Source organism: Variovorax sp. ISS6, assembly GCF_056523145.1.
Genome location: NZ_JAWRZC010000002.1, coordinates 828670 through 841184, shown reverse-complemented (window position 1 = coordinate 841184; position 12515 = coordinate 828670). Strand labels below are relative to the sequence as shown.

Sequence of the window (12515 nt, the reverse complement as noted above, 5' to 3'; positions counted from 1 at the left end):
GCTCGCCGCCCCCAAGGCTTTTAACTCAAGGAGACACCTTCATGATGACCCCCGAACACGTGGCGCTGCAGGACAGCGTGAAGAAGCTGATCGAGCGCGAGATCGAGCCCTTTGTCGATCAATGGGAGGCCGACGAGATCTTCCCGGCGCACGAGGTGTTCAAGAAGCTCGGCACCGCGGGCTATCTGGGCGTGAACAAGCCGACGGAATTCGGCGGCATGGGGCTCGACTACTCCTACGAGATCGCCTTCTGCGAGGCGATCGGTGGCATCAGCTCGGGCGGCGTGGGCATGGCCATCGCCGTTCAGACTGACATGGCCACGCCGGCGCTGGCGCGCTTCGGTTCCGACGAGTTGCGCGAGACCTTCCTGAAGCCCACTGTCGCGGGTGACTTCGTCGTGTGCCTGGGGGTGTCGGAAGCGGGCGCAGGCTCGGACGTGGCCTCTCTCAAGACCACCGCACGCAAGGACGGCGAGGACTATGTCATCAACGGCTCGAAGATGTGGATCACGAGCGGCCTGCAGGCCGACTGGATGTGCCTGCTGGCCAACACCAGCGACGGCGACGTCCATCGCAACAAGTCGCTGATCTGTCTGCCGTTGCGGGAGAACGGCAAATTGCGCCCCGGCATCACGATGAACAAGATCAAGAAGGTCGGCATGTGGTCGTCCGACACGGCCCAGGTGTTCTTCGACGAGGTCCGGGTGCCGCAGCGCTATCGCATCGGGGAGGAGGGCAAGGGCTTCACCTACCAGATGCGGCAGTTCCAGGAGGAGCGCCTGAGCGGCGCGACCCGCCGCGTGACGGCGCTGACCCACGCGATCAGCGAGACCATCGAGTACACGCGCGAACGCAAGGCCTTCGGGCGCTCGATCCTCGACAACCAGGTGGTGCATTTCCGGCTGGCCGAGCTCAAGACGGAGGTCGAGATGCTGCGTTCGCTGATCTATCGCGCCGCGCAGGTGCACATGTCGGGTGGCGACATGACAGAGCTGGCCTCGATGGCGAAGCTGAAGGCTGGCCGGCTGTGCCGCGAGGTGACCGATTCCTGCCTGCAGTACTGGGGCGGCATGGGATTCACCTGGGAGAACCGCGTGTCGCGCGCCTGGCGTGACCTGCGGCTGATCTCCATCGGCGGTGGCGCGGACGAGATCATGCTGACGATCATTTGCAAGCACATGGGCATCCTGCCGAAGCGGCCGGCCTGATCCGCGGAGAGCAAGATGCGTTTCGACACACTGCTCGTCGCCAACCGCGGCGAGATCGCATTGCGAGTGCTGCGCAGCGCGCGCAAGCTCGGCTTGCGCACCGTCGCGGTCTACTCGGATGCCGACGCCGGCAGCCTGCACGTGCGCGAAGCCGACCTGGCCGTGCGCATCGGGCCGGCCGATGCCGCCCGCAGCTACCGCAACGGGCAGGCGCTGATCGAGGCCTGCCGGCGCAGCGGCGCGCAGGCCATTCACCCGGGCTACGGCTTCCTGTCCGAGAACGCCGAATTCGCTCGAGCGGTCGCGGACGCCGGCCTGACCTTCGTGGGTCCTTCGGCGGAGGTGATCGCACTGATGGGCAACAAGGCCCAGGCGAAGACGGCGATGCAGAAGGCGGGCGTGCCGACCGTGCCGGGGGAGCAGGGTTGCGCGACGGACGAACAGGCGGCGGCGGCGGCCGAGCGCATCGGCTTTCCGGTCATCCTGAAGGCCGCCGCCGGCGGCGGCGGACGTGGCATGCGGGTCGTGCGCGATGCTTCGGGCCTGGCCGTCGCGCTGCGCCAGGCACGCTCGGAGGCGCTGGGCGCGTTCGGCTCCGACGAGATCATCATCGAGCGCGCGATCGTGCGCGGCCGCCACATCGAGATCCAGGTGCTGTGCGACGAGCATGGCCGCTGCCTGCACCTGGGGGAGCGAGACTGCTCGACGCAGCGGCGTTTCCAGAAACTCGTGGAGGAGGCGCCCTCGCCGGCGGTCGATGCCGGGCTGCGCCGCGCGATGGGCGAAGTCGCCGTGCGCGCCTGCGAAGCCATCGGATACCACGGGGCCGGCACGCTCGAGTTCCTGCTCGATGACCAGGGCCGCTTCTATTTCATGGAAATGAACACGCGGCTGCAGGTCGAACACGGCGTGACCGAATTGGTCACGGGCCTTGACCTGGTGGAGCAGCAGTTGCGCATGGCGCGCGGCGAGCGACTCGCTTTCGCGCAGGAGGATGTCCGCATGCGCGGCCATGCCATCGAGGTGCGCCTGTGCGCGGAGGATCCCGCCGCGGGCTTCCTGCCGCAGGTCGGCCGCGTCGATCTCTGGCGGCCCTCGCCCGACATCCGGGTCGACAGCGCCTTGCACGATGGCATGGAGATCGGCTCGAACTACGACTCGATGGTCGCCAAGCTCATGGCCTGGGGCGAGACACGCGAGGAGAGCACCAGCCGCCTGGCACGGGCCTGCGAGCGCACGGCGCTGCTGGGCGTGCGGACCAATCTCGGCCTTCTTTCGCGCTGCCTGCGCCACCCCCGCTTTGCCGCGGGTGAGGTCACGACGGACTTCCTGGCCGGCGAAGAGATGGGAGGGCCCGGCTGGCAGGCCCGGCCATCGGTGCATGCGCGCGCGGCCGCGGCCCTGCTGCTGGCCGGTGCCGTGGGGCGGGATGCGCACGGACTGCGGGTGCTGCCCGCCGGGCCGGGCCAGGCGCGTGCGCTGTGGCTCGCGGACGTGACGCACACGCCGGCCGCGGAAAGCGCGGAGTCGGCAGCCGCCTGCGCCGTCGAGCTGCGGCCATCGGCGGACGGCCGCGCGGTGGGCATCGTCTTGCGCCCGGGTGAACCCGTGCCTCTGCGCGATGCAAAGCCCGGCGGGAAGCACGACGCCGAACTGGTCGTCGAGGTGGGCAACGTGCGCTGGGAACCCGTCCCCGGTCCCTGCCCGGGCGGCACGCTCGGGCTCGCGGTCGATGGCGTGTATCGACAGCTCATGTGCACGTCGCCTCGCGCGGACGAATGGTGGCTGCAGGATGCGGCTGATTCGTTCGTGTTCCGGCGGCTGTCGCGCTTCGAGGCAGGCGACGCGCAATCCCGGGATGGCAGCCTGCGCGCGCCGATGAGCGGACGCGTGATCGCCGTGATGGTGGCGCAGGGCGACCTCGTCGAACGCGGCCAGACGCTGGCGGTCCTGGAGTCCATGAAGATGGAAATGCCGCTGTCGGCGCCGCGCAGCGGGCGCGTCTCGAGCCTGTCGGTTCGAGAGGGCATGCAGCTCAACGCCGGTCAGGTGCTGGTCGAGATCCTCGGATCGCAGGAGCGCGCGAATGGGTGAGAACGCAAAGTCCGAGCGCGCGATCGTGATCGGTGGCGCATCGGGATTCTGGGGCGACTCGGAGATCGCCGTTCCGCAGCTGCTGCAGGAGCAGGACCTCGGCTACCTGGTCTTCGACTACCTGGCCGAGACGACCATGGCGATCCTGCAGCGCGCGCGTCTGCGCACGCCCGAGCTGGGTTACGCCACGGATTTCGTGAGCGCTGCGCTCAAGCCCAACCTGCGCGAGTTGAAGCGGCGCGGCGTGCGACTGGTGTCCAACGCCGGCGGCCTCAATCCCGCGGCATGCCGCGATGCCATCCTGGCGCTGGCCCGCGAGCAAGGGGTGGATCTGACGGTCGCGACCGTGTCCGGCGATGACGTGCTCGCGCTGCAAGAGCGCTTCCTGCCCTGGCCCGGCAGCGATGCGCCGGCGACGCCGCCGCGGTTAATGTCGGCGAACGCATACCTCGGCGCCTTGCCGATCGCCCGCGCGCTGGCCGGTGGCGCCGACATCGTCGTCACGGGACGCTGCGTAGACAGTGCCGCGCTGCTGGGCATCGCTATCCACGAGTTCGGCTGGTCGATGCAGGACTACGACCGCCTCGCGCAGGCGAGCCTGGCCGGCCACCTGGTGGAGTGCGGCGCCCAGGCCACGGGCGGACTGGCCACGGACTGGGAGCGTGTGCCCGATTGGAGCGACATCGGATACCCGCTGGTGCGCATGACGGGCGATGGCCTGTTCGAGCTCTACCAGCCGGCCGGCGCGGGCGGGCTGGTGACGCGACAGACCGTGGGCGAGCAGTTGCTCTACGAGATCGGCGATCCGAAGGCCTATGCGTTGCCCGACGTGATCTGCGACTTCTCCGAGGTTCGCATCGAGGAACTCGCCGGCTTCGAGGCCAGCGGCGGCCGCGTGCGCGTGACCGGTGCGCGCGGCGCGGCGCCCAGCGACTTCTACAAGGTGACCGCGACCTATCAGCAGGGCTACCAGATCGCGCTGATGATGGCTATCCGTGGGCAGCGAGCGCTGCCCAAGGCCGAGCGCACTGCGCAGGCCCTGCTGTCGCGCAGCCGTGCGTTGATGGCCGGTGCCGGTCACGCCGACTACAGCGACACCCTGGTGGAGCTGCTGGGCGCCGAATCGATGTACGGGCCGCATCGACGCGTACGGGATAGCCGCGAGGTGGTGCTGCGCATCGCCGCCCAGCACGACGAAAAGCATGCGCTGGCCTTTCTGCAGAAGGAGGCCGCGTCGGCCGGTACCTCGATGGGACCGGGAACGCGCAGCCATTTCGGCGGCCGCTCGGACATCCAGAGCGTGATCCGCACGGCGTCCTTCCTGTTGCCCAAGCAGGAGGTCTCGGTGCAGTGGCAGATGGGCGGCGCGACGGCGCGGGTGGCCTCGGAGCCGGGAATGCCCGGCGCGGAGCGCGCGAGCGACGCTGCGCCACCGACCCGGCGGACGGAGCAGACCGATGGGAAGACCGCGGCGCGGCAACTCGTGCGCGTGCCGCTCGGCACGCTGGCGGTGGGCCGCAGCGGCGACAAGGGCGACGACGCCAACATCGGGCTCATGGCACGCGATGCGGCGTGGCTGCCCGTCATCGGCGCGCAAGCCACCGCCGAGCGGGTGCACGCGTACTTTGCGCATCTGGTCGACGGGCCGGTTACGCGCTATGCGCTGCCGGGCATCGGCGCATTCAACTTCGTGCTCGAAAAGGCGCTCGGCGGCGGGGCCTCCTGCAGCCTGCGCTCGGATCCGCTGGGCAAGTGCTACGCGCAGATGCTGCTGGACATGGAGATCGAATGCCCCGCCGATCTTCTGCCCGAAGGGCCGGGCGCAGCGCCCTGAGGGCGCACACACCGCCATTCGATCCCACCCAACCAGAAAACCAGGAGACAGACACCATGCCCATCACACATCCGTCCGTTCGCCACTCTGCGTCCAGTCGCCCGTGGCGCCATGACCGACTGCGTCGTGCAGCCGTGGCCGGGCTGGCGATCGCCTTGTGCGCGACGGCCGCCCTGGCCCAATCCGGCCCGGCACCGGTGGCCGAGCGACTGGACAAGCCCGTGCGCATCATTGTCGCCTATGGCGCGGGCAGCGCCTCCGACAGCATCGCCCGGCTCGTGGGAGAGGGCTTGTCCAGGCGCTCGGGCAAGCCGGTGATCGTCGAGAACAAGGCGGGTGCCGACGGCAACATTGCCGCCGAAGCAGCGGTGCGTGCGCCGACGGACTCGCACACGCTGCTGGTGTCCGGCTCGTCAACGCATGCGGCCAATGCCACGGTCTACAAGAAGCTGGCCTACGACCCCGAGGCCGATTTCACGCCGCTGGCCACGATGGCGAGCACGCCCTTCGCGCTGCTGGTCAATCCCAAGCGCGTGCAGGCGGCGACATTCAAGGACTTTCTCGCCTGGGCCAGGAGCGAGAACGCGTTGTCCTTCGCGAGTGCCAACGTGGGCGGGCGCATCACCGGCGAACTGTTCAAGCAGAGGGCCGGCCTGAAGGCGGTGAACGTGACCTACAGAAACAGCAGCCAGGCCATGACCGACCTGATAGGGGGGCAGTTCGACTACTACCTGTGCGACATGGTCACGGCGCTGCCGCAGATTCAGGGCGGGACGGTTCGCGCCCTGGCCATTTCCAGCCCCGAGCGCGTGAGCTCGTTGCCTGACGTGCCGACGCTCGCGGAGAGCGGCTTCGCGGACTTCGACGTCAGCTCGTGGATCGCCATCTGGAGTGCCAACGCTTCCACGCCGCAGCCCACGTCGAGGCTGTTGTCGCGTTGGGTCGGCGAGATTCTCGATTCGCCGGAAGGGCGTCGCTTCCTCGTCGGCAAGGGCCTGGTGCCCGCCAGGGTCGAGGCATCGCACCTGCTGGAACTGCAGCGTCGCGACACCAGGCTCTGGGGCAAGATCATCATCGACGCGGGCATGCAGCAGCCATGAAGGTGGCTCCTTCAGCGCGGAGAGACGAGGCGACTGACGTCCAGCGCGCTTTCGCTCAACTTGCCCGGTCGGGCGTACAGCCGGTAGCCGATGGTCGGCAGCGCGGGCAGTCCCGCGTGGGGGTCCAGGACCTTGAGGTCGGGCGCGAGCATCTCCACGGTGCGCGGCGTGATCCCCATGCCGGCGCGCAGCGCCGCGCGTATGCCCGCGAGCGTCGACGTCTGGAATGCGGTGCGCCATGGAATACCTGCCTCGGACAGCGCCTTGATCGCCATGTTGCGGAACGGGCAGCTGCCCTCGATCAGGATCAACGGCACCGGTGCGTCGGCCTGGTGGTGGTAGCGCGCGCCGGCGATCCAGGTCACGGGGGAGGTGCGCAACACCACCTGGTCGAACTCCGGGTTCGGTACCGGATCGAGCATGACCACGAGATCGACCTCCCCGCGGCGCAGGGACGAGGTCAGCCAGCGGCTGCGCCCGACCTGGATGTCCACACGCAGGCCCGGAAACGCCTCCGCGCACATCTCCAGGTAGCCGGGGATCAGCGAGTCGACGGAGTCCGCGCAGGCGCCGACCTTCACGGGTTCGTCGAACGCCCGTTGCGCCATCGCGCGATAGGCCTCGTCGTTCAGGCCCACGATGCGGCGTGCGTACTCGAGAAAGCGGCTGCCCTCGGTGGTCAGGCGCTTGTTGCGCCCGACGCGCTCGAACAGCGCGCAGCCCAGCACCGTTTCGAGCTTCTGCATCTGCTGGGACACCGCAGCCTGGGTGCGGAAGACCTTCTCCGCCGCGATCGCGAAGTTCTCTTTCTCCGCCACCGCGACGAAGGTACGCAGCAGGCCGATGTCGAGGTTGCGGAAGCTCATGGAGTCGGCATCGACGCGCGCGCAGCAGAAGAGACGAACGCCTTGATTTTCAACATGCAGGATCGAACAGCGTGAATTCCAACTCCACCCCCACCCCTGGTGCTTCCGCAGGAATGCCTGTGACCGAAAGCGCGCCGTTCGTGCTGACGGCGGTGCACGGCGCCATTTTCCGAATCGAGCTTAACAGAGGCGATGCGAGGAATCCGCTGGGCGCGGACATGGTCAAGGCCCTGTCGCTGGCACTCGACCATGCCGAGCGATCGGACGCGGTGCGGGTCATTCTCTTCACCGCCTCGGGCAAGGCATTCAGCGCGGGCGGCGACCTCGGCAACATCGCGGACCGCCTCGCGGTGAAGCCTGGCGCCGACGGGCAGGACCCGATCGCGGCGGGCAATCGCCGCTACGGCGACTTTCTGACGCGGCTGGTCCGCACGCCCAAGATCACGGTTGCCTGTGTTCACGGTGCTGCGATGGGCGGCGGTGCCGGCCTCGCCTGCGCGGTGGACATCGCCATCGGCTCGCCCGCGGCCCGCTTCGGCTTTCCCGAAGCAGGCATCGGCCTCGTGCCGGGGCAGATCCTGCCCTTCGTCAGCGCTCGGCTGGGCGCACAGGCGGCGCGCCGGCTCATGCTGACGGGCGAGCGGATCGACGGGGTCGAGGCCCACCGCATCGGCTTGCTGGACTACCTCGCAGAATCGGATGAGGCACTGCCCGCACGCACGCGCGACGTGCTGCAGCTGCTCGTTGCCACCGCACCCGCGGCGAGCGCGGCGACCAAGCGCATGACCGCGCAGGTACGCACGCTCGATGCACAGCCGCCAGAGGCACTCATGTGCTACCTCGACGCCGCGTCACTCACCTTTGCGCAGCAGATGCGCTCGGAGGCCGTGGAAGGCGTCACCGCCGCGCGTGAGCGTCGGCGTGCGCGATGGAACACGGGGGCCGAACTGCCCTTGCTTGCAACGCACTGAACGGCGAACAGCGCCTCACACACACTGGAGAACGAAAGACATGGCATCGCTCGATGGTTTGAAGGTCGTGGACCTGTCCCGGGTCCTGGGTGGCCCGCTGTGCGCCCAGATCCTGGGCGACCACGGCGCCGACGTGATCAAGGTCGAAGGTCCGATGGGCGACGAAACGAGGACCTGGGGGCCGCCTTTCGACGAGGCCGGCATGGCCTCCTATTTCGCGGGCATCAATCGCAACAAGCGGACCGTGTGCCTGGACCTGGGCATGCAGCAAGGGCGCGAGGTGCTGTTGCAGTTGCTCGGCGATGCCGACGTGCTGATCGAGAACTTCAAGATCGGCACGCTGGAGCGCTGGGGCATGGGCTTCGATGACGTGTTCTCGAAGCGCTTTCCGCGGCTGATCCATTGCCGGGTCACCGGCTTCGGGGGCACCGGCCCGCTGGGTGGGCTGCCTGGCTACGATGCCGCGGTGCAGGCGCTGGGCGGCATCATGAGCATCAACGGCGACCCCGAGGGAGAGGCCACCAGGGTCGGCGTGCCGATCGTCGACGTGACGACGGGCCTGAGCGCCGTCATCGGCGTGCTGCTTGCGCTGCACGAGAGAGAGCGAAGCGGCAGGGGGCAGTCGATCGAGTCCGCGCTTTACGACAACGCGCTGTTCTCGCTTTATCCGCATTCGATCAACACGCTGTTCACGGGGCGGGCACCCGTGCGATCGGGCAACGGCCATCCCAACATCGCGCCCTACGACACCTATGCGACGGCCACGGAACCGATCTATCTCGCGGTGGGCAACAACGGTCAGTTCGGGCGGCTGTGCGAGGCCGTGCAGCGAAGCGATCTCGCCGCCGATCCGCGCTATGCCACCAACGCGCAGCGGGCCGTTCATCGTTTCGAGCTCAAGCGGGACCTGGAGGCGGCGTTCAGCGCGTTCGAGGCGCAGCCGCTGTTCGAGCGACTGGTGGCGGTGGGTGTGCCGTGCGGCGTGATCCACAACGTCGTGGAAGCGCTGAACCATCCGCACACTGCGCATCGCGGCATGGTGGCCCGGATCGGTACCTTCAAGTCGGTGGCATCGCCGGTCAAGCTCAGCCGTACGCCGGCGAGCTACCGGGCGGCGCCGCAGGAAATCGGCGCCAGCACGGTGCAGGTGCTGCGGGAGGCGGGTCTGACCGAATCGCAGATCGAGCAACTGCTGGCGCAGGGCGTGGCGCTGCAACGCAAGTGAAGCCGTCGTCCGCCAGCCGCTCGGCGGCCGATGTGGCATCCGATGGCGGAAAGACCGGGCCGCTGCGAGGGCTGCGGGTCCTGGACATCTCCACCATCGTGGCCGCGCCCACCGCGGCCGCGCTGCTCGGTGACTATGGCGCGCAGGTGACAAAGATCGAGTTGCCCGGCAGCGGTGACGGGCTGCGCAATTTCGCGCCCTTCAAGGAGGGCAGGTCGCTGTGGTGGAAGGCGACCAATCGCGACAAGAGGCTGTTGACGCTGGACCTGCGCCATCCGCGTGCCAGGCCGATCTTTGGCGCGCTGCTGGCGGAGACGGACGTCCTGATCGAGAACTTCCGCCCTGGAACCCTCGACGGCTGGGGGTGGTCGCGCGACGCGTTGTGGCAGGCCCAGCCTCGCCTGGTCATCCTGCGCGCGACCGCGTTCGGCCAGGATGGCCCCTATGCCGCGCGCCCGGGTTTCGCACGGGTGTTCGAGGCGATGGGTGGCCTGGCCTACATCACGGGGTCGCCCGAAGGGCCGCCGATGCATGCGGGCTATCCGATCGGGGATGCCATCGGCGGATTGTTCGGCGCGCTGGGCGTCATGGCCGCGCTGTGGAAGCGTGCGCGTGCACCCGATCTCCCGGGCGAGGACATCGATTTGTCCCTGACCGAGGGCGTTCTGAAGCTGCTGGATTTCTTGACGCTCAAGCAGGAACTGCTGGGCGAATCGCACGAGCGATCGGGCAACCTGAGCCAGTACGCCGCGCCCGGCGGCGTGTACCGCAGTCGCGACGGGCAATGGGTGTCCCTGTCCGGCAGCACCGATGCGATCTTCGCCGCCAATTGCAAGGCGATCGGCCGTGAGGACTTGGCCGCGAACGCGCGCTACGCCACGAACCGGCATCGATGCGAATCGGCCGCGGTGCTCAACGCCGTTTTCGGGGATTGGTTCGCGCTGCACGACCTCGACGAGATCGTCCGTCTGTTCGAGCGAGCCGGCGGCACCCTGGCGCCCGTGTATTCGGCGCGCCAGATCGCCGAGGATCCGCAGATGCGGGCGCGGGGATTTCTCCAGGCCGTGGAAGACCCGGATCACGGCCGGGTGCATCTGCCGGGCGTCGTGCCTCGATTTGCGCTCGATCCGTGTGCGATTCGGCGCACGGCAGGTGGCCTGGGCGTCGACAACGCCGAGGTCTACGGGGGCCTGGGCCTCGCCCCGGCGGAACTCGAATCCCTTGCGCGCCAGCGCGTGATCTGAACACCTCGGGGCACCCTTGGGGCGCCCCGCGACACCGAATTCTCATTGCAGGAGACCGACCATGGATTTCACGTTGACCGGGGAACAGCGCGCGCTGGTGCATGCCATCGAGCGGCTGTGCGAGGACTTCCCGATCGAGTACTGGCGCGAGCAGGACGAGAAGGCGGTGTTCCCGCATGCCTTTCACCAGGCCGTAGCCGCCAGCGGGTTTCTTGGCATCGCGATGCCCGAGGCCCAGGGCGGTGCAGGGCTGGGCATCACCGAGGCGGCGCTGATGATGCGCACGATCAGCGCGAGCGGCGCCGGCATGACGGGCGCCTCGGCGATCCACATGAACATCTTCGGCCTCAACCCGGTGGTGGTGTTCGGCAGCCCGGCGCAGAAGGCGCGCTTCCTGCCGCCGCTGATCGAGGGCACGGAGAAAGCCTGCTTCGCGGTGACCGAGCCCGATGCGGGGCTGGACACCGCGCGCCTGAAGACACAGGCGCTGCGACAGCCGGATGGCAATTACCTGCTCCATGGCCGAAAGATCTGGATCTCCACCGCCCAGGTGGCCGACCGGATGCTGATCCTCACGCGCACGACGCCGCTGGAGGACGTGGCCAAGCCCACCCAGGGTTTGACGCTCTTCTACACCGCGCTCGACCGCAGTCGCGTCGAAGTGCGCGAGATCCACAAGCTCGGCCGTGCCGCGGTGGATTCCAACATGCTGTTCATCGATGGCCTGGCGGTGCCGCACGACGATCGTATCGGCGAGGAGGGCCGCGGCTTCGAGTACATCCTGCACGGCATGAACCCGGAGCGCATCCTGATCGCCGCCGAGGCGGTGGGCCTGGGGCGCGCGGCACTGCGCATCGCGGCGCAGTACGCGAGCGAGCGCGTCGTTTTCGGTCGGCCCATCGGGCAGAACCAGGGCGTGTCGCATCCGCTGGCGCGCGCCTGGATGAACCTGGAGGCGGCCGACCTGACGGTGATGAAGGCCGCCGCGCTCTACGACGCGGGCGAGCCCTGCGGCGCCGAGGCCAACACGGCCAAGTACCTCGCGGCAGAGGCCGCGCACGATGCCTGTCAGAACGCCATCCTCACGCTCGGCGGCATGGGCTACGCCAAGGAGTACCACGTCGAGCGCCTGCTGCGCGAGAGCTATATCCCGCGCATCGCACCGGTGAGCCCCCAGATGATCATGAACTTCATCGCGGAGCGGGTGTTGGGCCTGCCGAAGTCCTATTGATGGCTTCCCCCAGGCCCGACCGAGGAGCGTCAGGCCGTCTGCGATCATGCGGTACTTTCCGCCGCCGGCAGCTTCCCGGTCCTGCCGGCCTTCGCGAACCACTCCCTGAAAGACAACCTGCATGCAATCTGCCGATGCGGCGACCTTCGACGAGGCCTACTACCGGCGTTACTACTTCGACAAGAAAACGAAGGTGGTCGACCCGCAGCACGCCGAGCGCCTCGCGGCCTTCGTCTGTTCGTACCTCAAGTACCTGCGCGTGCCCGTGCGGCGCGTGCTCGACATGGGCTGCGGCATCGGCCACTGGCGCGATGCCATCGCGTTGCATTTTCCGAAGGCCAGCTACCACGGCGTGGAGTTCAGCGAGTACCTGTGCGAGCGCTACGGCTGGGAGCGGGGCTCGGTGGTCGACTACCGGGCCAGGGAGCGCTTCGACCTCGTGATCTGCCAGGGCGTGCTGGCCTACCTCGAACCTTCCGACCTCAAGAGCGCGCTGCGCAACCTGGGGTCGCTCAGCGCGGGCGCGCTCTACCTCGAGGCCGTGACGCAGGAGGACTTCGAGCAGGACGTGGTCGACGAGGACCTCAGCGACCCGCGGCTGTTCCGCCACCGCGCCCAGGTGTACCGGCGCGGGCTGACGCGCGGCTTCAAGGAAATGGGCGGCGGCGTGTGGTTGAGCCGCCAGGCGGAGGTGCCGACCTTCGCGCTGGAGTGCGCCGACGCCTGACCCGCGGCGCGCCGG

Annotated in this window: 10 protein-coding genes; 9 read left to right on the top strand and 1 reads right to left on the bottom strand. The window is 68.5% G+C overall.

Annotation, left to right across the window (positions count from 1 at the left end):
- Positions 1-41: 41 nt before the first annotated feature.
- Genes AC1HIL_RS35525 through AC1HIL_RS35510 form a run of 4 tightly spaced genes read left to right on the top strand, consistent with a single transcriptional unit; the run spans position 42 to position 6236 of the window.
- Positions 42-1208: an acyl-CoA dehydrogenase family protein gene (locus AC1HIL_RS35525; RefSeq protein WP_208508208.1), complete on the top strand. Its 1167-nt coding sequence runs from the start codon at positions 42-44 to the stop codon at positions 1206-1208.
- A gap of 15 nt (positions 1209-1223) precedes the next feature.
- On the top strand, positions 1224-3302 hold the full coding sequence (locus tag AC1HIL_RS35520; protein ID WP_479668902.1) for an acetyl/propionyl/methylcrotonyl-CoA carboxylase subunit alpha: 2079 nt from the start codon (positions 1224-1226) through the stop codon (positions 3300-3302).
- Positions 3295-5136, top strand: a complete 1842-nt coding sequence (locus tag AC1HIL_RS35515) for an acyclic terpene utilization AtuA family protein (RefSeq protein ID WP_479668903.1) — start codon at positions 3295-3297, stop codon at positions 5134-5136. Before AC1HIL_RS35520 ends, AC1HIL_RS35515 begins: the two co-directional genes overlap by 8 nt.
- A 56-nt stretch (positions 5137-5192) precedes the next feature.
- Positions 5193-6236 carry a Bug family tripartite tricarboxylate transporter substrate binding protein gene (locus tag AC1HIL_RS35510; protein WP_208508211.1) on the top strand — a complete coding sequence of 348 codons (1044 nt, stop codon included), beginning with the start codon at positions 5193-5195 and terminating at the stop codon, positions 6234-6236.
- 11 nt (positions 6237-6247) lie between these two features.
- Here the strand turns inward: AC1HIL_RS35510 and AC1HIL_RS35505 are convergent, their stop codons facing one another.
- Positions 6248-7102, bottom strand: a complete 855-nt coding sequence (locus AC1HIL_RS35505) for a LysR substrate-binding domain-containing protein (RefSeq protein ID WP_479668904.1) — start codon at positions 7100-7102, stop codon at positions 6248-6250.
- Between the two features lie 71 nt (positions 7103-7173).
- Here AC1HIL_RS35505 and AC1HIL_RS35500 point away from each other — a divergent pair, with 71 nt between their 5' ends.
- From AC1HIL_RS35500 to AC1HIL_RS35480, 5 genes are all read left to right on the top strand, one after another.
- Positions 7174-8073, top strand: a complete 900-nt coding sequence (locus tag AC1HIL_RS35500; protein WP_444813538.1) for an enoyl-CoA hydratase/isomerase family protein — start codon at positions 7174-7176, stop codon at positions 8071-8073.
- 40 nt (positions 8074-8113) lie between these two features.
- Positions 8114-9298 (top strand): CaiB/BaiF CoA transferase family protein, encoded by a 1185-nt coding sequence (locus AC1HIL_RS35495; protein ID WP_479668905.1) that lies wholly within the window; start codon positions 8114-8116, stop codon positions 9296-9298.
- Positions 9295-10542, top strand: a complete 1248-nt coding sequence (locus AC1HIL_RS35490) for a CaiB/BaiF CoA transferase family protein (RefSeq protein ID WP_479668906.1) — start codon at positions 9295-9297, stop codon at positions 10540-10542. Before AC1HIL_RS35495 ends, AC1HIL_RS35490 begins: the two co-directional genes overlap by 4 nt.
- A 61-nt stretch (positions 10543-10603) precedes the next feature.
- Entirely contained in the window at positions 10604-11773 is a 1170-nt protein-coding gene (locus tag AC1HIL_RS35485) for an acyl-CoA dehydrogenase family protein (protein WP_431513524.1), read from the top strand.
- Between the two features lie 121 nt (positions 11774-11894).
- On the top strand, positions 11895-12500 hold the full coding sequence (locus AC1HIL_RS35480) for a class I SAM-dependent methyltransferase (RefSeq protein ID WP_479668907.1): 606 nt from the start codon (positions 11895-11897) through the stop codon (positions 12498-12500).
- Positions 12501-12515 lie beyond the last annotated feature (15 nt).